Below are 22,274 nucleotides of genomic sequence, written 5' to 3'. Positions count from 1 at the left end.
ACAGTGAATCACTGATGACCCAAGTGATTCAGAGGGGTGGGGGTTGGTCATGGACAACGATGGGACGCGCTATGGCACGCGCATCCAGGCTGCGCTTGAGCGTGCCCGGATGAGCCAACGGCAGCTCCAGAACGCAACGGGCATCTCGCAGGCCACCGTGTCCCGGATCATCCAGGGGCAGCGCGCAGCGACGATGCCGGAGCTGGTTGCGATCTCTAGAGCCACCGGAACACCGATGGGGCGCCTCACCGGGGCCTCGACAGTGGCGGAGAGGACGCGATGTGCTGCGCGGGGCGACAGCGGCGCGGCCATGACCGAGATGCACGAGCGGCTGCTCGGCTACCTGGAGCTGGCGGACTATCTCGACGAGCAGGCCATCGGACAGTGAGCGCACTGACCCCGACCGGCGACCCGGAGGCTGACGGGCTGCAAGCGGCTCGAGCGATCCGGGCCGATCTGGGACTGGGGTCCGCGCCGATCGGCGACATGGTCGCTCTCGTTGAGCGGCTCGGCCACGACGTCGTCGTCATGCCGGCCCCGAACGACGAGCACGGGTACAGCGTCTTCGACCCGCAGCGCGGGCACGTGATCATCGGCGTCGCTACCACCGAGAACCCGATGCGCCAGCGAGCCAGCCTGGCCCACGAACTTGGGCACGTCATTTTCCGAGACTGGGGCGAGCCTGGATCTACGGCCATCGGCGGCTTCGACATAGCGGAGGCCAGGGCACGAGCCCACGCGCGACACATGCTGGTTCCGCGGGAAGGTCTGTTCGAGATCACCAAGGGCCAGCTTGTCGATGACACTCACACGCTTTCGGACATCGTCCAGTGGTTCCTCGCGTCGCCAGACATCGTGCGCCACGCGTTGAAGGGTGCCGAACTGATCACACCAGCTCGATTTGCGCAGTGGAGCAAGATCACGACTCCGGGCCTCGCGGCCAGGTACGGATGGGTCGACCAGTACGAAGCCTTGTCCGCGGATTCGCAGCGCGCCCGCGCTCCGCAGAGGCTTCTCGCGCGAGCGGTCATGGCGTATGAGGCCGGCGTGCTGTCTGCCGAGGCTGTGGCGCGGGTGCGTGGTCTCCCAGTCGCTGACGCGGTGGCGAGGCTGGAGGCGGAAGGGATCGTGCAGCGCCGGCTGGAGGTTCCATTCGTGAGCGCGGACGAGCTGCCGGATCCCGGCGTGGATCTCGACGAGCTCGATGCGCTGCTGGGCGAACGCGATGAGCGCGACGGATGAGTGGGGCCGACCAGCGTCCGATCATCGATGCGGGCCCGAGCCTGAACTTCCTGTCGATCCGCAAAGAGCGACTGCTGTTCGGGGCGATGGGACGGCTTTGCGCGCCGCAAGTGGTCGCTGATGAGGTTCTGCGCAAGTCCCGCAAGGACGCGCGGTTCGAGCCGGCCGCGGCCGTGTGGCGCAAGGTCGAGGGTTCGTGGGTCGACATCCTTGCCGATGAGGCGACCCCGGATCTGGAGAGGGCTGTTACACGGATCTGCGGGCTACCGCTGGAGCAGCGGATGCGTTCGGGTAATGACCTCGGGGAGACGATGGTCGTCGCGCATGCGGCGGTGCAGGCCGAGGCCGGGAGTCCGGTCATGGTGCTGATCGACGACCAGGGCGGCGTCGCGATGGCTGCCTATGAGGCTGCACGCCTGGAACGGCTTCGCGAGCAGGGAAAGCGGGTCGGTCGCATCACCGTCGCGACGACAGTGACGGTGCTCCAAGGTGCCGTCACGCAAAAACTGATCACAGACAAGGGCGAGCTGCGCAGGGTGTACGAACAGCTGCGTGGCCTCGACGACGGGCTGCTCCCCATCGACCATACGGGTCTGCTGGCGCCTGAGTTGTGGAGGCGTTGAGCTGGCGAGCGGCTCGTCGCCTGCGGCGACGTCGGACGTCAGAACGCCGTCGACCAGGTGCTCGGTTTGGCGCTTCTCAGCCCGAGGACGACGTCCATCGGATCCTCGACGTGTGGCGCCCGGACCCTGACGCCCGCCATCGCCTCTCCACCGTCCAGGTGGGTTTGCGTCCAACCGGGGGTTGACCTGACGAGTCCGAAAGCTCAACCCAGAGTCAACCCTGACTCGACCCGTGCGCCGATGCGGGCGACACCACGCCCGGGCGACCGTGGAGGCATGACTTTCACCGACTATCTCATCAACGGCATCTTCGTCCTCGTCGTGCTCCGCCAGGCCAGGGAACGGCGGCTGGACGTCCGCAGCGTGATCGCGCCGCTCGCGATCGTCGTGTTCGTCGCCACGTACTACGTGCACTCGATCCCGACCGGCGGCGGCGACCTCGCCATCGCCGGCGCTCTCACGGCTGTCGGGCTCGCCTGTGGCGTGTTGTCTGGATTCGCTACGTTCGTCCGGGCCGACGACGACGGGACCGCATGGGCCCGAGTCGGCTGGATCGCCGGGGCGTTCCTCGTGGCCGGGATCAGCGCACGCATGGTGTTCGTGTTAGCGCTACAGCACGGGTTCGAGCCGACCGTGCGCAGCTTCAGCATCGCCCACCACATCGATGCGGCTGCCTGGCCACTGGCCCTGGTCTCCATGGCCCTGTGCGAGGTGACCGCCCGGATCGTCGTGGTCCACCTGCGCGGGCACCGGCTCACCTCGACCCGGCGAGCGACCGTGTCCGGTCTGCCGGCCTGACCGCGGCGCTCGGCCTCTGCGAGGCCCCGTGCAGGGTTTCTGCCGGGGTCTCGCCGGAGGTTTCGTCTGGGGTCTCGCGGTCGGGACCCCCGCCGAGGTTCCATGAAGTGACACGACTGGTGAACGAGTCAGGACGGGTCGTGCGGAGGGCAGCAAGATGAGCTCCGACCAGGCAGTCGTCTCGGCGCGGGTCGCCGAGGCCCAGCAACGTGCCGAGGCACGGCTTCGCCACGATCGCGACCTGCTGCGGCCGCTCGGGTGGGCGCTGATCGCGGTCGTGGTCGCCGGCGCGGCCACGCAGCAGCCCTCCCCAGGGCTGGGCGCCACAGGCGTCGCGGTCACGCTGTTCACCGCTGGGTATGCCGCATCGACCGCCACGGTGATCGGCAACCGGTTCCCGACCCGGCCCGCCTGGGTGCAGGTAGCCGTCGTGGTCACGATGGCCGTATGCGGTGTGGCTCTGTCCTGGCTGCAGCCGCGCGGAGTCACCGGGCTGGCGGCAGGCGCGGCAGCGTGGATGGCAATCGCCCGACTGCAGCCCAGCACCGGTGCGGCGGTCGCCGTCGCGACGGGCGCCGGAGGTGCCGTCGCGGCCACTCGGTCGGGGAGCCCCGCGGCGGTCGTCGCGACGGTGCTGCTCACCGCTCTGATGGGGCTGATCGCCTACATGCTGCGGCAGGGGCGTGACGCCAACGCTCGCACCGAGGTCCTGCTCGCCCAGCTGGCCGACGCCAGGGACGCCGAGGCCCGGGCAGCGGTCGTGGCCGAGCGGGGCCGGATCGCAGCCGAGCTCCATGACGTTCTCGCGCACGCGCTCTCGGGAGCGGCGCTGCAGCTGCAGGGCGCGCGCCTGCTCGCCGAGCGCGAGGGCGTGAGCGCCCCGCTCGACGACGCCATCGCACGAGCCGCCCGGCTGGTAGCCGATGGTCTGGTCAACGCCAAGCAGGCGGTCCAGGCCCTGCGCGGGGCCGGCATATCGTCCGTGGCCCAGCTCGAGCGGCTCGTCGAGGACTGTCGACGCGACTTTCGCCTCGATGTCACCCTGCACGTCCGGGGTGCCCCGCACGTACTGGCGCCCGAGCCGGCGCTCGCCCTCTACCGCGGTGTGGAGGAGGCCCTGACCAACGCCGCCCGACACGCCCCTGGCGCTGTGACCGACGTGTCGCTCACCTACCTGCCCGACCGAACCGATGTGCAGGTCGACACGGTGGCACAATCCCCGGATCTGCGCGTCCGCGATCCGGGGCCGTTCGACCTGGCTGCGCCCGCAGGGCACGGCGGCGGCAACGGCCTGGCCGGGATGCGCGAGCGGGTCGAGCGCCTCGGCGGGACGATGGATGCCGGGCCGGTCGACGGCGGCTGGCGGGTGGTCCTGGCCGTCCCGAACTCGGAGGAGGATCCGTGAGCAGCCCTGGCCCGCTGGAGGGTCGGTCCGCGCGGCGGTTGCGGTTGCTCGTCGCGGACGACCAGCGTGTCGTCCGCGACGGGCTCGCTCTCATCCTCGGACTGCTGGATGGCGTCGACGTCGTGGGCGTGGCGGCCGACGGTGCCCAGGCCGTCGAGCAGACGGCCCGCCTGCACCCGGACGTGGTGCTCATGGACCTGCACATGCCCGTGATGGACGGCATCCAGGCGACCAAGCGGATCCGCACCGAGCATCCGGAGACCCAGGTGCTCGTGCTGTCCACTTACGCCGAGGACGCTGACCTCCTACCGGCGCTGAGGGCCGGAGCGACCGGCTATCTCACCAAGGACGCGACGGCAGAGGAGATCCAGCGCGCCCTGGTGGACGTTGCCGCAGGGCGCACGCATCTCGACCCCACAGTCCAAAGCCGCCTGGTCGCCTCGGTCGTCGCTGACGAGAAGCCCCTCGCGCCCATCGCCGCGGACCGGCCCCGCCCGATGCCGGACAGCTTGACCAGCCGCGAGGTCGAGGTCCTCCAGCTCGTCGCGCGTGGGCTGTCCAACACCGAGATCGCTCGCACGTTGGTGCTGTCCAACGCCACGGTCAAGACCCACATCAACCACATCTTCGCCAAGACCGGGGTCCGAGACCGCAGCCAGGCCGTCCGCTACGCCTATGAACACCATCTCCGTACGTGATGGCCGACCCCGTCGGTGCGTGAGGTCGGTCTGGCGACGGCGACTCCCGGGCGGGACTGACGTCACCACGCCGCCCGATCCGTAGGTGCCGCGTTACCGTGGCCGGGTGAGCCGCGAAGCGGAGGATCTGAATCGGCGGCTGCTTCGCGCCCGCGACGCGATGGACCGTGCGTATGCCGAGCCGCTCGACGTCCGCGCCGTGGCGGCGGTCGCGCATATCTCGCCCGCACACTTCAGCCGCTGCTTCCGTTCCGTGTTCGGCGAGACACCCCACCGGTACCTGCAGCGACGGCGGATTGAGCGCTCGATGTTCCTGCTGCGTGAGACTGACCGCACGGTCACCGACATCTGCTTCGATGTCGGCTTCACGAGCGTGGGGACCTTCAGCCGAACCTTCCGGCAGATCGTCGGAGAGACGCCGCGCGGCTATCGGACGGGGCATGGCCCGGTCGTGGCGCCCCACTGCGTCCAGCTCGCGGCGATGCGACCTAGCAGCACAGTCCAGCCGCTGCCGTCATCGAGCAGTTTTGGAGAAGTCTCCCCGGCGGCGGCTCCGTAGGCTCGGGATGACCCACTCGGAACGGCTCTGGAGAACATCATGATCAGCAGGCTGAATGTCACGTCGATCTACGTCCTCGACAAGGACGAGGCGCTCGATTTCTACGTCAACAAGCTCGGGCTCGAAAAGGGCAACGATGTGCAGCAAGGCGACTATCGCTGGCTGACCGTGCGGGTTCCCGGCGACCACCCGACCGAGATCTCTCTGGAACAGCCCGGACCGCCCCTCCACGACGAGGCGACGGCCGAGCGCCTCCGCGAGCTCATCACCAAGGGTGCGCTCGGCGGCCTCGTCTTCACTACCGATGATGCTCGCGGGCTGTACGAGACGCTGCGCCAGCGTGGCGTAACCGACTTCACGCAAGAGCCCACCGAGCACTTCTACGGGACTGACATGGGCATCCGGGATCCCTTCGGCAACCCCATCCGGATCCTGCAGCAGGGACCAGTTGCGCAACAGGAAACCGCCTGACGAGGCAGGCACACGCCGTTCGAGGTCTTCGGGTGGAGGTGATGGGTCGCCCGCGATTCTCCACTCGTCGCAAGGTCGGCTTGCTCCGGCGGTGCACCAGAACTCACGCGCTCACGCACGGTGTGTAGTGCACTGGTATAAGGCGCGTGGAGCGGTCACGGGGCCTGACCCGGGGGCCGGGTCACCGTGACCGCTGCGCCTGAGTGATCAGTTCTCCGCCTCGGGCCGCGCCGGCACATAGACGAGGTGCATGACACCGGTCGAGAACTGGGTCGAGGACTTGAGCTCCAGCGGCACCTGGGCGCCCTCGCCGAAGAGCTTCTTGCCCTTGCCGACCACGACCGGGTGGACCAGCAGGTGCAGCTCATCGACGAGACCCTGCTCGAGCAGCCACCGCACCAGGGTGGCGCTGCCGGTCGTCCCGAGCGAGGTCTGCTCCTTGAGCTTCTCGAGCTCGGCCTTGACGTCACCGCTGACCACGGTGGAGTTCTCCCAGCCGGCCTCCTCGATGGTGGTGGACACGACGTACTTCCGCGCGCCGTTCATCACCGCGGTGAACGGGTCGTTCGGGTCGGCGTTCGGCCAGTAGGCCGCGAACTCGTCGTAGGTCTGGCGGCCGAGCAGGGTGGCCTCGGACTCACTCATCAGGGCCCCCACGGCGGCTCCCATTTCGTCGTTGAAGTAGGGGAAGTGCCAGGTCTCGGGCGCCTCGATGACGCCGTCGAGCGAGATGAAGAGGCTGGACTTGATGGTCATGGTCGTTGCTCCTGTTTGATTGATGTATCGGGTGGGTGCCGGCTCTCGGCGCCCTCACCGATACGCGAACGGGCGCCTCCCGAATCGACATCAGGCAACTGTTCGATTTCCGAAACATCGGTGGCGGCCCGACCGGTTGACGGCTGCACGTCATGGATTGGGAGCGAGCGCATCCGCCGCCTGCGAGGTGAGATGGCAGACGGGATCGAGCCCTTCAGGATGCGGGCTAGACGACGAAACCGCAGGTCAGCGGCATACTGACCTGCGGTTTCGTGGGGTTGTGGCCAGGGGCGGGGTCGAACCGCCGACCTTCCGATTTTCAGTCGGACGCTCGTACCAACTGAGCTACCTGGCCGGGCAACGTGACGAACTATAGCCGACCCCCAGGCTGAACTCCCAAACGGCTCACGGACGCCGACAGCGCCGACCAACGCCAGCCCAGCGCCGCCCCAGCGCCATCCTGGGGAGGGCCATCAGACGCCTGACCGCAATGTCCGAAGCGGACTGGTCCGTCCCTTGGGGTGGCGCGATCGCCGCTATTGGGACAGGCTCGCGGGTATGGGATGCGACGTGGCACCCCGCGCCACCCCACGAGGAACGCGCGGGCACGTCAGGGACCGACTTGCGTGAAACGGACCGATCGTGAAACGTTCAATGATCGTGGGTCGTGAAAGACTGCCGCGACTCCATCATCCATTCGCAGGGGAGAGGCCATGACCGACAACGGATCGCCGCTGAGTGGTGACTGGGACTTCGACCCGGCCCACACCCGCATCGGGTTCTCGGCGCGCCACGCCATGGTCACGACCGTGCGTGGCTCCTTCAACGACGTCACGGGCCGCTTCTACGCCGACCTCGAGGACATGTCGAAGTCGTACGCCGAGGTCACCCTCAAGGCCGGCAGCGTCGACACTCGCAACCAGCAGCGCGACGACCACCTGCGCAGCCCCGACTTCTTCGACGTCGAGAAGTGGCCCGACATCCGCTTCGTCAGCACGCAGATCGAGGAGGTCGAGGAGAACGCCTACATGGTCTCCGGCGACCTGACGATCCGCGACATCACGAAGCACATCACCGTCCCGCTCGAGCTCATGGGCGTCGAGAAGGACGCGTTCGGCGCGCTCCGAGCCGGCTTCGAGGGCTCCCGCCGCGTGAACCGCCGCGACTACGGCCTCGAGTGGAACATGCCCCTCGACTCCGGCGGCGTGCTCGTCTCCGAGAAGATCTCGCTCGAGTTCGAGATCTCGGCGATCAAGCGCGGCAGCGACGCCCAGGACGACAGCGACGCCCAGGACGACAGCAAGGGCTGAGCCGGGGGGTCCGAGCGTTACGCGCCCGGACCCTTGCTGCGGACGTCCGCGACCTTCGACATCGCGTCGCGCAGCTCTCCGAGCCAGTCGCTCTCGTGCTGGCCGACGAGCTTGACGCACCACGCGAGCGCCTCGGCCCGTGAGCGGGCCACCCCCGCGTCGACGAGCGTGTCGAGCACGAGCCGCTCGGGTTGACGCAGCCGGGTCATTGCCGGCGCCGCGACGTGCGTGAACAGCTCCGTCCGGTCGCCGACCCGCACGGCCCACGACACCTTGCGGTCGAACCGGTGCTCCGCCTCACGTGCGATCTCGATGCGGCGCCCGCGCGTGTCCTCGCGGAACGCCTTGGCACGCCCCGCCCTGGCCTCGTCGCGCTCGGCGTCGCTCGACCCGTCAGGCAGGTCGACGTCTCCGATCGTCAGCACGATGGTGATCTCCTCGCGGTCGACGGTCACCTCAGGTGCCTCGCTCCGCCACTCCTCGGGCAGTCGGCCGGCGAACCAGCCCCGCACCCGTTCCAGCTTCTCGTCCGTAATCATGTAATCATCATTACTCGATTACCGAGCATCGGCAACCGATCGAGGTTGGCCGTCAGCGGGTCCGGGTCCCGACCGGGGCCGGACTGGAACCCATGCCCTCCTCCCGCCACCCTGTGATTCTGCTCCGTATTCCGGAGCAGAATCACAGGGCTCCGGCAGGTCCCGTAGCCCGGAGACGAAACCCGTCGAGGTGACCAGCGTCAGGCGGGCGGACATCCGTCAGCGGCGTCGGGCTCGGATCGAGTACGTGCCCGTGCCGCTCGACGGGTTGTAGTGCCGGACCTGGGCCACGTACTTGCCCGGCGTCAGCTGAGCCCGGATCCGCGCGTTCAGGCCATAACCGCTGTCGTCGTCCTCGGCCACGAGGTGCGTGTCGCTGTCCGGCCCGAAGAGCTTGAGGTAGACGTCCGTCACGCCGCGGGTCGACACCTCGTACAGCCCGTCCGCATCAGCCGTGAACGAGTAGAGGTCCTCCTCGCCCGGCTTCCCGATCGAGCCGTTGACCTTCGGGCCGCCCACGGTGATCGGTGTGGCGTCGCTGACCACCGGTGCCGACCGTGGGTACATCGTCGCCCCGGAGACGAACGCCTTGTCCATTGCCGACAGGACGTCGTTGGCGTGCGTCGCGACCCCGTTGAGCGTCCAGGACGCGGGGAAGGCATAGAGCATGATCGAGTCGGCGTCGAACTGGGTGCCCTTGATCTGGTCGAGCCGGTACTTCATGAACACGTTGTGCCGAACCGTCCCCTCGTCCCAGTAGTTGGGCGGGCCGGCCAGGGCCTTGAGGACGACGGGTTCGTTCCACTGGATGCCGCCCGCCGGGTTTGAGTGCTCGTGCGCCAGCCCGACGGCGTGGCCGAACTCGTGTCCCGCCGTGCCGCCGTCGAGGAAACCGAGGTTCATCGTCGCCTGGTTCGCTGGGATGCCCCTGTTGTCCGTGCCGACGTACGACCACGCACCGTCGTTGGGGTCGAAGGAGATTCGGATGTCGGCGTCGGGATGGTCACCGAAGTCGAAGAAGATGTTGCAGGCCGCCTGCCACCAGGCTGCCTGCTCGCGCGCTGTGGCCTGCTGGGCAGGAGTGCCCGCAAGGAAGCGCACCTTGAGCGTTGTCCCGTTCACCCAGGCCTTGCCGATGGGCGAGATCGCGCGGTCCCCGCCGTCAGGCCCCTGCGCCCGCCGGTGCGGGCGCATCAGGTCCTTGGGCAGTATGCGGTCGAAGCACACGTGCTCTGCAGCGTCAGTCATGGCAGTCCCCCTTGGTCATAGGGGAGTCCTCGTCGACCCCCGAGCACAATCGTCCTCGCACTCCGGACCTGCCACGGAGAAACCGGAGTATGCCGTCCGCCCCGATTGGCGCCCAGGGCCAGATCGCGTGTTCTTCGATTCAGACATTGCCCTACTGCTACGCGAATAAACTTGGTCAAAGGATCGAATCGCTCCGACGACAAAGGGAAAGGGCGTCACGCGCTCTGCGGGGCAATGCCGTGGCTCAGGTGCGGTGGCTTCTCCTGTGGTCCCGGCTCCTCGTCAGGCGCGACGAGGGGACTGATGGTGACTTCCCGCGATGTGTTCGTCAGCTACAGCCACAACGATCACGCGACTGTTGCTCAGCTGGTCGGTGCTCTCCGGGCGCGGGGACTCTCAGTTCGTTGGGACGACGACGTTCCGGCAGGCAGCAGGTTCGACCAAGAGCTGACGAAGATGCTGGGCGATGCAGCCGTGGTCGTCGTCGTGTGGTCAGCGGAGTCTGCGAAGTCATCGTTCGTGCTTCGAGAAGCCGCCATCGCCCAGGACGAAAGCAAGCTGCTGCCGGTCTCGATCGACGGCACCGTCCCGCCCGCGTTTCGAGCGATGCAGACCGTCATGCTCACCGAGTGGCGCGGGGAGCCGGACGATCCGCTCATCGAGCGACTCGCCTCCGACCTGTCGGCGTGGCAAGTCGACCCCGACGCCGTGGAGGCCGCCACCTCAGCTGCGTCGAAGAAGGGCGAGACGGAGGTGCCTTCGCGTCGACCGCTGCGTCCTGCGGCTGACGAGCTGCTGCGGCTGGCGTTGTCGGTGAGCCTCCTTCGCGGTGCAAAGGACGTGTCCGCGCTCGACGTGCTCCTCGCCATACTCGTCCAGCCTGAGCACACGCAGCTGGACCTGCGACAGCTCGCGGCCGGGGCTACCGCGCTGGTCCGCGAGATGGTTCCGGCGCCATCGGACGAGCGAGTCTCGAGGGCGATGCGCTCGGTCGGAGTGGATCGCAGGAAGGTGGTTCTGCAGGACACCGACGCGGACACGTACTCGCGGCTGCTGGACGTCATCCGCAGTGCGGACAGCATTGCCGGCCGCGTCGGAGCGCGAGAGATCTACGCACACCATGTCCTCGCGGCGGCGCTCGACGACGAACGTATCGAGCCAGTCGTGCTGTCCTCGTTGGGAGTTGACGAGAAAGACCTGCGGACAGCCCTACGCAACGCGATCGGCCTGCGCTGGAGGAGTGAGTCGGCCGTGGAGTGGGACAGCATTCTCGGCCCGGTCGCTGAGAACCCCTGGGTCCCGCCCTACCTGGATCGGGTGTTCGCCATCGACACGCTCGGCTCGCAGGGGATCCGTGGAATCGCCGTCCTGGTCGAGGACGAGACCGTGGTGACGTCGCTCGCCGCCGTTGACGGTCTGCCGTTCGTCGACATCGAGTCCTTGGGGACCAAGGTCTCGAGCCAGGCGGGGGTGGTCCGAGACGACGGCGCAGACCCCTCTCGGCGGGTTGCTGTGCTTGCGCCCCAGTCCCCCCTCGAGGCCACGTCGGCTCAGCTCAGCCTCGGAGTCGGTCCCGCGGTCCGCGGTGACGCTGTCGATGTGGTCATGGTGGCTTCCGAGGGTGAGCTTCGCGTGGTCCGTGGGTCGGTCAGCTCCCCCGATCCGTCGTCCCTCTCGGTTGAGGTGGACACCGTCGCTCCGGACGTCGTCGTCGCCGGAGCGCCGATCCTCGCCGGAGGTCGTGTCATCGGCCTGGCCGCGAGCCTCACCGAGCGCATGGTCACCGCCGTGTCGAGCGACGTGCTCCGCAGCGTCATCGAGGGCCTGAATGCCAGGCGCGGGGCCGGCGAAGAGAGCGCCGCCGTGGACGTCGCGGCGGACTCGGCCGCCTTGGCCGCCTCGGCCGCCTCGGCCGCCTCGGCCGACACTGCCTCGCGCCCCGACGACAGCACGACACCGCCTCCGGAGACCCAGAGCGGTCCCGCCGCACGACCCGCAGGCCGAGCGCAGCTGCTGGCCGGTGCAGCGGCCGACACCGTCCCGAGGCCCGGAGACGGCCGGGTGCGCAAGGCGGACCGCCTCGGGGTGACCGAAGAGGTCGAGATGCTCGTCTCGGTGCTCTTGGCGAAAGACACGCCTCTGCCACTCGCGGTGGGACTGTTCGGTGACTGGGGCAGTGGCAAGAGCTTCTTCATGGCGCTCATGGAGGAGCGCATGGGCGAGCTGTCCTCGATGGCAGGCAAGAAGGTGCCAGAAGCCATGCCATATTGCGGGAACGTCCGCACGGTTCGCTTCAACGCCTGGCACTACGTGGACGCCGACCTCTGGGCCAGCCTCGCCGCGACACTCTTCGACGCGCTCGCCGACGGCGCGGAGGAAGACGCAGCAGCCAAGGCACTGGACGCACTGGACAGTGCCCGCAGCGTCGTGGACACGGCGAAGGAGGATCGCATCGAGCTGGAGCGACAGCTCGACGTGCTCGAGAAGAGCACAGGCAAGGCCACGGCCGCGTGGCGTCCATCCGTTGCCGTCGCCCTCCACGTCGTGCGCGGAGACAAGGACCTGGCGGCGAACCTGAAGACCATCGTCGCCACGGAGCAGGCCGTAGCCGAGGACCAGACGGTCGAGGGCCAGGCCGGTGCGCCCACCACCCAGGCCGGTGCGCCCACCACCCAGGCCGGCGCCCCCAGCACGGCCGCGTCCACAGACGACGCAAACCGGCTCGCGGAGGCTCTTGGCGCGGCCGAGACCGTGGGGCAGCAGGTGCAGAATGTGCGGCGCTTGTTTCGGGAGGAGGTCCTTCATCGAAGCCGCACGGCGACCCTGGTGACGTTCTTCGTGCTGTTGGTCGCCGCCGGCTGGCTCGCCTGGGGGAACAGCTGGGACACGGCCCAGAAAGCACTCGCCGTCGTCGTCGCCGGCGCGGCCGCGTTGGCACCGGCCCTCGCGGCCACGACGCGCATCTTGAGTCTTGCTCGTGAGGCCCGCGAGGCTCGGGAACGGCCACTCGAGCTGAAGCGTGAGGCGGTGGTCAAGGCGCGCGCGACCGAGGAGTTCGCCGAGCGAGAGGTCGAGAGGCGCGAGCGCGACGTTCGGGACATTCACGATCAGGGCCTGCAGCTGCAGAACTTCGTCCGCGAGCGGGCCGCCAGCGCGGACTACCGCAGCAGGCTCGGTGTGATGTCGCAGCTCAGGCACGACTTCGAGCAGCTCGTGGCCCTGATCTCGTCAACCTCCTCCGATGGGGCCAGTCAGAACGGCAAGTCCCAAGGGAGCGCCGCCCTGTCCGACGAAGGACCAAGCCCGGCCAGCGCGGACGGGCCCGCCACCCAGCAGGTGCGGTCAGAGCCTGGGACTGAAGGCACGGGAGAGGTCAGGGCCCCGATCAAGAAGGCCGAGCGCATCGTGCTGTTCATCGATGACCTCGACCGATGTCCGGACGACAAGGTCGTCGCGGTGCTTCAGGCCGTTCACCTCTTGCTCGCATTCGAGCTCTTCGTCGTCGTGGTCGGCGTCGACAGCCGATGGCTCGTCCGCTCGCTGGACGCCCATTTCGAGAACCTCCTCGAAGAGCCGTCGCAGTATCTCGAGAAGATCTTCCAGATCCCCTACATCCTGCGGCGCATGTCGACCGACAGCTATCGCGACCTCATCGTGGAGCTGACACCTCCGCCGAAGACGCCGCCAAGCAGCGGGGACGAGCGTCGTGGCCCGGGGCCGGCGCCCGCCTCGCCGGGTCTGCCGGGCTCGAACGGGAACTCCTCCGTCTCCCAGCAGGCCGTCGTCGACAGCGAGACAGGCACCCCGAGCACGGCGGACGGACCGGGTGCCAACGGTGCGCCCGCGGGCGAGCCCGCCCCTCCAGCGCGAGGAGCCCAGCCGGCCCCGGAGGACGGCGCCGGACAGGACGACGCCCGGGAGGACGACGCCGGGCAGGACGACGCCAACGCGCACGACACAGCCAGCGGGGAGCACGCCGCGCCCGACGGGCACCGAGAGACCGAGGAGCCGGAGGACCACGCGGAGGCGCCGGCCCCCGAGGCCCCACCAGCGCTGCCGCGGTCCGAGGCGCTCTTCATATCGTCGGAGGAGAGACGGCTTCTCGGCGAGCTTGACGGCCTGTCCCTGACCCCCCGTTCCACCAAGCGACTGGTGAACATCTACCGGATGCTGCGCGTCAGCGTGCCCGACACGGAGCTCAGCGACTTCGACCCAGAGCACGGTCGCGAGTTCGAGGTCGTCGTCGTGCTGCTCGGCATCCTCGTCGGGCGCCCCTCGGATGTCTCGGACGTGTTCTCAGCGCTGATGTCGCAGCCCAAGGAAGCGGTCTTCAAGGACTTCCTCGAGGCGGCATTTCCACACGTGTACAAGCCTCTCGAAGACCTCGTCGTCGCCGTCGAGCCGCACGGCATGCCCGTCTACCAGCGATGGGCACCCCGAGTCGCGCGCTTCTCCTTCCGGATGGCCGGCGGGATCCCCGCGGTCAGCGAAGGCCCGCAGGAGCCGGCTGGAGGTGAAAGCTCGCAGCATCCAGCGACCTGATACCTGACCCGGATACCTCGAACCGGAGATCCCCACCACACGAGAACGCAGGTATGCCGCCCGGCTCGGCGGGCGGCATACCTGGTGTCTCGTCGTGGCTGGGTCGTCAGCCGGCAGGCTCGAGGCTGGGCTCCTTGCCCGGCCTCCCGGAGGCTTCCGCCTCGGCCTCGGCCGCCTCGGCGGCGTCGGCTGCAGCGGCGAGCTCTCGGTCCTGGCGGGCCAGGCGGCTGGGCCACCACATGCGGGCCCCGATGTCGAGGTTGAGCGCGGTGACGAGGACCGAGCGGACGATGAGGGTGTCGAGCAGGACCCCGAGCGCCACCGCGAAGCCGATCTCCGCGAACGCCACGACCGGCATCGTCGCGAGCACCGAGAACGTGCCGGCGAGCACGAGACCTGCAGAGGTGATCACCCCACCCGTCGCGGCGAGCCCGATGAGCGCGCCACGGCGCATCCCGACCTGGTTCGACTCCTCGTGCACCCGGGTCATGAGGAAGATGTTGTAGTCGATGCCCAGGGCGACGAGGAACACGAACACGAACAGCGGGAACGACGTGTCCGCGCCGGCGAAGCCGAAGACGTGGCGGAACACCAACGCCGACAAGCCGATTGCCGCGCCGAACGACAGCACCACGGTCCCGATCAGCACGAGCGGTGCGGTGAGAGCGCGCAGCAGCAGGATGAGGATCAGCAGGACGACCCCGAGGATGACCGGGATGACCCGGAGGTTGTCCTGGCTCGAGGCTTGCGAGGTGTCGAGCCGCGTCGCTGTGTCGCCGCCGGCGATGGCATCGGCACCAGGCACGGTGGCGATCGCGTCGCGCACCCGCTCGACGGTCGTGGATGCGGCGTCGGAGTCCGGCGCGTCCTTGAGAGTGGCCTGGATCATCGAGCGGCCGTTGCGGGACACGGGGTCGGTGACCTGGGCGATGCCCGGGGTCGAGGCGACAGCCGACTTGACCGCCTCCGCCTGCGGGGTGTTGGCGAGCACGACGACGGGCGAGCCGGCCCCGGCGGGGAAGTGCTTCGCGGCGATCTGCTCGCCGATGACCGACTGTGGCGTGCTGGTGTAGGAGTCCTTGTTCTGCAGGCCGACGGCGTTGAGCTGGAGGACACCGAGCGCGGCGACGGCCAGCAGCACGGACGTGAGGATCCACGTCTGCCGCGGTGCGCGGGCGATGCGGGTGCCGATCCGGGCCCAGAAGCCGTCGCGCGTGTGGTCCACGGAGCCGTATGCCGGCCGGACGGGCCAGAAGAACCAGCGGCCGAAGATGACGAGCAGGGCCGGCAGGAAGGTCAGCATGACGAGCAGGGCGACGGCGATGCCGATGGCGGCCACGGGGCCTAGGCCCTTGGTCGAGCTCATCGTCGCGAAGAGCAGGCAGAGCATGCCGACGATGACGGTCGAGCCCGATGCGAAGATGGCCGGCCCGGCCCGGTGCAACGCGAACGCCATGGCCTCATGCCGGTCCTGGTGGCGTCTCAGCTCCTCGCGGTATCTCGCGACGAGCAGCAGGGCATAGTCGGTGCCCGCGCCGAAGACGATCACGGTGAGGATGCCCGAGCTCTGCGCGTTGACGGTCAGCGTGCCGCTGTCGGCGAGGAAGTAGATGACGGCCTGGGCGATGAGCAGGGAGATGACGGCCGAGGCCACGGGCAGGATCCACAGCAGCGGGCTGCGGTACGTGATGAGCAGGATGAGGATGACCACGGCGGCGGCGCTGTAGAGCAGCTTGCCGTCGATGCCGGAGAAGGCCTCCGACGAGTCGGCTGCATACCCGACGGGACCGGTGACGTGCATCGACAGCCCGGCCGGTGAGGCCTTGGCGATGTCGCGCATCTGGTCGGCAGCCGTGCCGAGCGAGTCCCAGCCGTCCGGCCCGGCGTCGACCGGGACGACGACTTCGATGGCCTGCTTGTCCTGGGACGGGATCGGCCCGACGGCATCCCGCTTGACCGACGGGAGCGCGTTGAACTTGGCGACCTGAGCCGTGACCGAGGCAAGGTCCTGCTGGGTGACCCCGCTCGGTCGCTCGTAGACGATGACCGCTGGGAACTCGTTCGTGCTCTGGAACGCCTCGATCTGCTTGACGACCTGGGTCGACTGCGCGTTCTCGGGCAGCCAGGAGGCCGCCTCGTTGTTGAGCGCCCCCTGCAGCTTGCCCGCCGAGCTGGCCAGCACGCCTGCAAGGATGAGCCAGAACGCGGCGACGACCCACTTGGTGACCCGTGACGAGGGCACCCAGGCGAGACGTCCGACATCGCCGATCTTGTTGTCATTCATGGCGTTTGCCCCTCTGCTGGAGTCATCGCCGCGAAACGCGGCCCTCGGTCAACGCTAGGTCGCCTCTTAGCTCCCGCACAGGGCTGCGGCCAGATTTGGGGGTTGTCCTCAGGGATGGATCGGGGTGGACCCTGAGTCGAGCCCAGTCGCGCGCCACTCGAGTGGCCGCGTCGTCTCAGCTGCCTTGTCGCTCCGCCGTGACTGCGCGGCCACTCGACTTGGGTGGGGCCCGCAGCTTGTCCTGGGTTCCACGAACCGGCCAGCGGCGTGGGAAGCCCGCGCGGCGGCATACAGTGGTCTTTCGTGCAGTTCCTCAACGGCCAGCAGCCCCAGTTCGACCTGACCTACGACGACGTCTTCATGGTCCCGAGCCGCTCGTCGGTGACCAGCCGGCTCGACGTCGACCTCTCGAGCGTCGACGGCACCGGCACGACCATCCCGCTCGTCGTGGCGAACATGACCGCGATCGCAGGGCGCCGGATGGCCGAGACCGTGGCGCGCCGCGGCGCGATCGCCGTCATCCCGCAGGACATCCCCGTCGAGGTCGTGCACGAGGTCGTCGGCTGGGTCAAGCAGCGGCACCTCGTCCATGACACACCGATCCGACTCGACCGGCACACGACCGCCGGCGAGGCGCTCGTCCTGCTCGGCAAGCGCGCCCACGGTGCCGCCGTGGTCGTCGACGGCCCGAAGCCCGTCGGCATCGTCACGGAGAAGGACCTCACCGGCGTCGACCGGTTCACCCAGGTCCAGGACGTCATGTACGAGAACATGGTCGTGCTCCCTGAGGACATCGAGCCCCAGGAGGCGTTCGAGCGGCTCTCGGTGGCGCGACGCAAGGTCGCACCTGTCGTGTCCGAGCACGGTGAGCTCGTCGGCATCCTGACCCGTGGAGGGGCGCTGCGCGCGGGGCTCTACCAGCCCGCGGTCGACGCGAACAACCGCCTGCGGATCGCCGCCGCCGTCGGCATCAACGGTGACGTCGCCGCCAAGGCTGCGCAGCTGCTCGAGACCGGCGCCGACGTCCTGGTCATCGACACCGCGCACGGTCACCAGGAGAAGATGGTCGACGCGCTGCGCGCCGTCCGCGCCCTCGACCCGCAGATCCCGATCGTCGCCGGCAACGTCGTGTCCGCCGAGGGCACGCGCGACCTCATCGAGGCAGGAGCCGACATCGTCAAGGTCGGCGTCGGCCCCGGCGCCATGTGCACCACCCGGATGATGACCGCGGTCGGTCGTCCGCAGTTCTCGGCTGTCCTCGAATGTGCCACTGCCGCAAGGGAGCTCGGGAAGAACGTCTGGGCCGACGGCGGCGTCAGGCATCCGCGCGACGTGGCCCTCGCTCTCGCCGCGGGAGCGTCGAACGTCATGATCGGCTCGTGGTTCGCCGGCACCCTGGAGTCCCCGGGCGACCTCTACACCGACAGCAACGGGCGCCAGTACAAGGAGTCCTTCGGGATGGCGAGCTCGCGTGCGGTGCGCAACCGCACCGCGAGCGACACGGCATACGACCGCGCCCGCAAGTCCCTCTTCGAGGAAGGCATCAGCTCGGCCCGGATGTACGTCGACCCCGCCCGCCCCTCGGTCGAGGACGTCATCGACGAGATCATCGCGGGGCTGCGCAGCAGCTGCACGTATGCCGGTGCGCGCACCCTCGAGGAGTTCCACGAGCGCGCGATCGTGGGGCTCCAGAGCACCGCCGGCTTCGCCGAGGGGCGACCGCTGCACACCTCCTGGTGACCGATCGAGATATTCGTTCGGCCTTACGGCCGGCTGAGTCGTCCCTGACCGGCTAGCATTCGGCAGCCGGGCGGCGCCGCGCCCGCGAGCGAGTGACAGGGGAGTCGTCATCGTGGGTGCCAGACGTCGGTTCGGTCGGATCCTCGCAGCGTCGACAGTTGTCGCGCTCGCCTTCTCCACAGCCGGCCCGGCCAGCGGGTCCGTGCCCGCCGCGGGGGCTGGGCCGGCCGCGGAGACTGTGCCCGCCGCGGGGACTGTGCCCGCCGCGGGTTCCGGGCCGAGGCTTGCATCAGCAGCGGCAGCGGCTGCACCCGTCTGGAGCGCGCCGGTCACCGCGATCCCGGACCGTGGGCAGCCGAGCGACGTCTCGTGCCCGACCACGACGTGGTGCATGGCCGTTGACCGCGGTGGTCGCGCGATGACCTTCAACGGCAGCACCTGGGGCGGGGCCACGCTCGTGTTCCCCCGGGTCGACTCACGCAACGACGACATCCGCGCCGTCTCCTGCCCGACCACCTCGTTCTGTCTGGCCGTGGCAGCCCACTCGTACGGCGTGTACCGCTCGGGCGCGTGGTCATTCGTCCGCTCGACTGCGGCGCCATTCCGGGCCGTCGACTGCTACAGCCCGACCCGCTGTGCGGTGGTCAGCGGGGGTGACCAGAGTGCCCGCCGCATTTGGTACTGGAACGGCTCGGCTCTGGTCGGCCTCGCGACGGCGCCATGGGTAGCCCGTATTGATGCTGTCTCGTGCCCGTCCGCCTCCACATGCCACGGCATCGGCGTCGCCAGCGACGGAGCCGCCATCGCCCTGCGGTCATCCGGGTCCGGCTGGGTCGCGTCGTATCTCGGGAAGGCGGGCGTGGAGTCGACGTTCGACGTCTCGTGCCCATCGACGACCTTCTGCCTCGCAACGGGCGGCTACTCGCACCGGACGTGGCGCTGGAACGGGTCGGCTTGGCGCTACGCCGGGGAGACCCAGCTGACCGTCGACTCTCTCTCCTGCATCTCCAGCACCGCCTGCCAGGCGGTTGGCGACATGCGGGTCGGCCGATGGAACGGGTCCAGCTGGTCGACTCGCGACCTGAGCAAGCTCTACGGCGCGACCTACGCCGTCGACTGCGCGACCTCGACGATGTGCGTCATCGTCGACAACCGTGGCCGGTTCCAGCGCGGCAGCGGCTCGACGTGGACGCCTGCAGCGGGCTTCGACCCGACCTCGAGGTGGCCCGCAGGCCTCTCCTGCCCGACGGACTCCTTCTGCATGGCCACCGACTCGGTCGGCAACGCGGTGCGCTGGGACGGCATCGCATGGGTCGGGATGGCGCGGCTGGGCAACCTGCAGTCCTCAGTGTCGTGCCTGTCGGCGACCTGGTGCATGACCGTGGACTCGCAGCAGGGCACCTACCGGTTGTGGACGGGCGCCTGGGGCAAGGCGATCGCCTTCGACACCATCAACCCCAGCTGGCCGGTGGCGTGCGGGTCGACAACAGCATGCTTCCTACTCCAGTCGGGGGCGGTGCGCGGATGGAACGGCAAGACGTGGTCAGCCCGGACATCGCTTCTCGTGGGCGGGATCCAAGAGCTCCAGTGCACAGGCCCGAAGTTCTGCATCGTCATGGCCTACGACGGTCGGTTCCGGACCTGGAACGGCACCTTCTGGTCTGCGGTCCGGAGCTCCGGCGTCACGAAGGCCACTCGACTGACCTGTACGTCCAGCACCTTCTGCATGGTGAAGTCGGAGTCGACGTTGTACTCGACGTTCAACGGGACCGCGTGGTCGGTGCGTCGAGTGGCGCCAGCCGTCGACACCCTCGCCTGCCAAACCAGCACCCGATGCCTCGGGACGGACATGGACGGCGTCGTCTCAATCTGGAACGGCACCTCATGGACGGCCTCGCCGAACCGACTGGCATTCCAGGCGATCCAGCTCACTTGCGGGCCGACCCGCTGCATGGCCATCGGCTACGAGAAGGCGAGCTGGACCCTCTAGCCGCGTCGAGCGGGCTTGGGGCGACGATTCGAGATATTCGTTCGTTGCTTGGCGGGCTGCAGCACCGGGAAGCGGCTAGCATTCGGCGCGCGGGCGTCGCGGTGCCCGCGCGAGTGACAGGGGAGTCATGGTGCGTGCCACACGAACGCTCGGTCGCATTCTCGGAGCGCTGACACTGGTCGCGCTCACCTCCACCGCGGCCGGCCCGGCCGGCGGGTCCGTGCCCGCCGCGGGTTCCGGGCCGAGGCTTGCATCAGCAGCGGCAGCGGTTGCACCCGTCTGGAGCGCGCCGGTCACGGCGATCCCGGACCGTGGTCAGCCGAGCGACGTCTCGTGCCCGACCACGACGTGGTGCATGGCCGTTGACCGCGGCGGTCGCGCGATGACCTTCAACGGCAGCACCTGGGGCGCGGCCACGCTCGTGTTCCCCCGGGTCGACTCACGCAACGACGACATCCGCGCCGTCTCCTGCCCGACCACCTCGTTCTGTCTGGCCGTGGCAGCCCACTCGTACGGCGTGTACCGCTCGGGCGTCTGGACGGTCGTGGCCTCGCCGCTGGCACCGTTCCACGCCGTCGACTGCTTCAGCGCAACGCGCTGCGCCGTCGTGGGCGGCGACTACTACAGCCCTCGCAAGATCGGCTACTGGAACGGGTCGACCATCGTGGGTGTCGTGACGGCGCCCTGGGCCTCCCGCGTGGACGCGGTCTCCTGCCCGTCCGCGACCACCTGCCACGGCATCGGTGTCGCCAGCGACGGTGGGGCCATCGCGCTGCGCTCCTCCGGCTCTGGATGGGTCGCCACGTTCCTCAACAAGGTCAGCTTCAGCTCGACGTTCGACATCTCGTGCACCTCGACGACGTTCTGCCTGGCGACGAGCGGCTCGTCCTACCGCACATGGCGCTGGAACGGGTCGACCTGGCGATATGCCGGTGACGCGCAGAGCGGCATGCTCCTCGATGTCGAGACGCTGTCGTGCACGTCGCCGACCTCGTGCCAGGCAGCCGGCGACATGCGTGTCGGACGGTGGAACGGGTCCGCCTGGTCGATCCGCGCCATCACCAGCCTCTACGGGGCGGAGTACTCCCTCGACTGCCCCAGTGCGTCGACCTGCCTCATCGTCGACGACCGGGGCCGGTTCATGCGCGGCGGCGGCTCGACGTGGACCCCTGCCGTCGGCTTCGACCCGACGTCCGGGTGGGTCGTGGACCTCTCCTGCCCGACCGACACCTTCTGCATGGCGGCCGACGACCTCGGAAACGCCGTGCGCTGGAACGGAGTCGGCTGGACCGGGCTGACGCGTCTCGGCAACCGGCCCTCCTCAGTCTCGTGCCTGTCCGCAACCTGGTGCATGACCGTTGACATGCAGCAGGGCACCTACCGGTTGTGGACCGGAGCCTGGGGCAAGGCGATCGCCTTCGACAGCATCAACCCGAACTGGCCCCTCGCCTGCGCCTCGACCACCGCCTGCTTCACTTTCCAGGACGGCGATGTCCGACGGTGGAACGGCAAGACGTGGTCTGCACCCACTCGGTTGTTCTCCGACTTCCGCAGGCCCGAGGTCGCCTGCCGTGGACCGCGCTTCTGCATCGCGATGACCTATGACGGACTGTTCCGGACCTGGAACGGCACGTCGTGGTCCGCCGTCCGTCGCTCGGGTGTGACCGAGGCGAACCAGCTCAGCTGCACCTCGACCGGTTTCTGCATCGTCGCGTCCAGCACGGCCTCGTTCTCGACGTTCAACGGCTCCACGTGGTCGGTGCGCCGGGTGCTGCCGAGCGCGTCCGACCGGCTCGCGTGCCAGAACAGCAAGCGCTGCCTCACCACGGGGATCGGCGGCACCGTGTGGACCTGGGACGGCAGCACGTGGACGGAGTCGCCGACGAAGCTCGCGTTCGAGCCGTTCAAGCTCGCGTGCACCCCGACGCGCTGTGTGGCCGTGGGCTACGAGAAGTCGAGCTGGACGTTGTGAACCAGCACAAGGTATGCCGTCGCTGGGGGTGATCACCCCCGCCCACGGCATACCTTCGGCTGGCTCATCGAACCCGCGCCAGGCGCGCGCCTCCACC

Annotated in this window: 17 protein-coding genes and 1 tRNA gene; 13 read left to right on the top strand and 5 right to left on the bottom strand. The window is 68.9% G+C overall.

Annotated features, from left to right (window positions below; genetic code table 11):
• Window positions 1-49 precede the first annotated feature (49 nt).
• From ACWEOW_RS18965 to ACWEOW_RS18930, 8 genes are all read left to right on the top strand, one after another.
• Window positions 50-388: a helix-turn-helix domain-containing protein gene (locus tag ACWEOW_RS18965; RefSeq protein WP_452270790.1), complete on the top strand. Its 339-nt coding sequence runs from the start codon at window positions 50-52 to the stop codon at window positions 386-388.
• Entirely contained in the window at window positions 385-1,242 is an 858-nt protein-coding gene (locus tag ACWEOW_RS18960; protein ID WP_452270789.1) for an ImmA/IrrE family metallo-endopeptidase, read from the top strand. Before ACWEOW_RS18965 ends, ACWEOW_RS18960 begins: the two co-directional genes overlap by 4 nt.
• Window positions 1,239-1,865 carry a hypothetical protein gene (locus ACWEOW_RS18955; protein ID WP_452270788.1) on the top strand — a complete coding sequence of 209 codons (627 nt, stop codon included), beginning with the start codon at window positions 1,239-1,241 and terminating at the stop codon, window positions 1,863-1,865. The genes ACWEOW_RS18960 and ACWEOW_RS18955 overlap by 4 nt, the downstream gene beginning before the upstream one ends.
• A 276-nt stretch (window positions 1,866-2,141) precedes the next feature.
• On the top strand, window positions 2,142-2,663 hold the full coding sequence (locus ACWEOW_RS18950) for a hypothetical protein (RefSeq protein WP_452270787.1): 522 nt from the start codon (window positions 2,142-2,144) through the stop codon (window positions 2,661-2,663).
• Window positions 2,664-2,820: 157 nt separating this feature from the next.
• Complete coding sequence (locus ACWEOW_RS18945; protein ID WP_452270786.1) at window positions 2,821-4,068, top strand: sensor histidine kinase; 1,248 nt, start codon at window positions 2,821-2,823, stop codon at window positions 4,066-4,068.
• Window positions 4,065-4,766 carry a response regulator gene (locus tag ACWEOW_RS18940; RefSeq protein WP_452270785.1) on the top strand — a complete coding sequence of 234 codons (702 nt, stop codon included), beginning with the start codon at window positions 4,065-4,067 and terminating at the stop codon, window positions 4,764-4,766. Before ACWEOW_RS18945 ends, ACWEOW_RS18940 begins: the two co-directional genes overlap by 4 nt.
• 106 nt (window positions 4,767-4,872) lie before the next feature.
• Complete coding sequence (locus ACWEOW_RS18935) at window positions 4,873-5,325, top strand: helix-turn-helix transcriptional regulator (protein WP_452270784.1); 453 nt, start codon at window positions 4,873-4,875, stop codon at window positions 5,323-5,325.
• Between the two features lie 39 nt (window positions 5,326-5,364).
• A complete protein-coding gene (locus ACWEOW_RS18930) occupies window positions 5,365-5,796 on the top strand; it encodes a VOC family protein (RefSeq protein ID WP_452270783.1) in 432 nt (143 codons plus the stop codon).
• Window positions 5,797-6,003: 207 nt separating this feature from the next.
• Here the strand turns inward: ACWEOW_RS18930 and ACWEOW_RS18925 are convergent, their stop codons facing one another.
• Window positions 6,004-6,552, bottom strand: coding sequence for a dihydrofolate reductase family protein (locus ACWEOW_RS18925; RefSeq protein ID WP_452270782.1), 549 nt, complete (start codon window positions 6,550-6,552; stop codon window positions 6,004-6,006).
• Between the two features lie 281 nt (window positions 6,553-6,833).
• A tRNA-Phe gene (locus ACWEOW_RS18920) sits at window positions 6,834-6,907 on the bottom strand.
• A gap of 358 nt (window positions 6,908-7,265) precedes the next feature.
• Here ACWEOW_RS18920 and ACWEOW_RS18915 point away from each other — a divergent pair.
• A complete protein-coding gene (locus ACWEOW_RS18915; protein WP_452270781.1) occupies window positions 7,266-7,862 on the top strand; it encodes a YceI family protein in 597 nt (198 codons plus the stop codon).
• A gap of 17 nt (window positions 7,863-7,879) precedes the next feature.
• On the opposite strand, the gene ACWEOW_RS18910 is transcribed toward ACWEOW_RS18915, so the two are convergent.
• The gene (locus tag ACWEOW_RS18910; RefSeq protein WP_452270780.1) at window positions 7,880-8,401 is read right to left on the bottom strand and encodes a hypothetical protein; all 522 of its coding nucleotides are present in this window, start codon (window positions 8,399-8,401) and stop codon (window positions 7,880-7,882) included.
• 219 nt (window positions 8,402-8,620) lie between these two features.
• A complete protein-coding gene (locus ACWEOW_RS18905) occupies window positions 8,621-9,649 on the bottom strand; it encodes a M12 family metallopeptidase (protein ID WP_452270779.1) in 1,029 nt (342 codons plus the stop codon).
• Between the two features lie 303 nt (window positions 9,650-9,952).
• Between ACWEOW_RS18905 and ACWEOW_RS18900 the strand changes: the two genes are divergently transcribed.
• Window positions 9,953-14,191, top strand: a complete 4,239-nt coding sequence (locus ACWEOW_RS18900) for a P-loop NTPase fold protein (RefSeq protein WP_452270778.1) — start codon at window positions 9,953-9,955, stop codon at window positions 14,189-14,191.
• A 106-nt stretch (window positions 14,192-14,297) separates the two neighbouring features.
• Here ACWEOW_RS18900 and ACWEOW_RS18895 read toward each other — a convergent pair whose 3' ends face one another.
• Complete coding sequence (locus tag ACWEOW_RS18895; protein ID WP_452270777.1) at window positions 14,298-16,475, bottom strand: MMPL family transporter; 2,178 nt, start codon at window positions 16,473-16,475, stop codon at window positions 14,298-14,300.
• 303 nt (window positions 16,476-16,778) lie between these two features.
• Between ACWEOW_RS18895 and ACWEOW_RS18890 the strand changes: the two genes are divergently transcribed.
• The 3 genes from ACWEOW_RS18890 to ACWEOW_RS18880 all read left to right on the top strand — a co-directional run bounded on the left by ACWEOW_RS18890 (window position 16,779) and on the right by ACWEOW_RS18880 (window position 22,177).
• Window positions 16,779-18,215, top strand: a complete 1,437-nt coding sequence (locus tag ACWEOW_RS18890; protein WP_452270776.1) for a GuaB1 family IMP dehydrogenase-related protein — start codon at window positions 16,779-16,781, stop codon at window positions 18,213-18,215.
• 391 nt (window positions 18,216-18,606) lie between these two features.
• On the top strand, window positions 18,607-20,205 hold the full coding sequence (locus ACWEOW_RS18885) for a hypothetical protein (protein WP_452270775.1): 1,599 nt from the start codon (window positions 18,607-18,609) through the stop codon (window positions 20,203-20,205).
• Window positions 20,206-20,332: 127 nt separating this feature from the next.
• The gene (locus tag ACWEOW_RS18880) at window positions 20,333-22,177 is read left to right on the top strand and encodes a hypothetical protein (protein ID WP_452270774.1); all 1,845 of its coding nucleotides are present in this window, start codon (window positions 20,333-20,335) and stop codon (window positions 22,175-22,177) included.
• Window positions 22,178-22,274: the final 97 nt, after the last annotated feature.

The organism is Monashia sp. NPDC004114 (assembly GCF_053603855.1).
The sequence above is the reverse complement of the archived record's forward strand: the minus strand, read 5'-3'. Positions and strand labels throughout refer to the sequence as shown.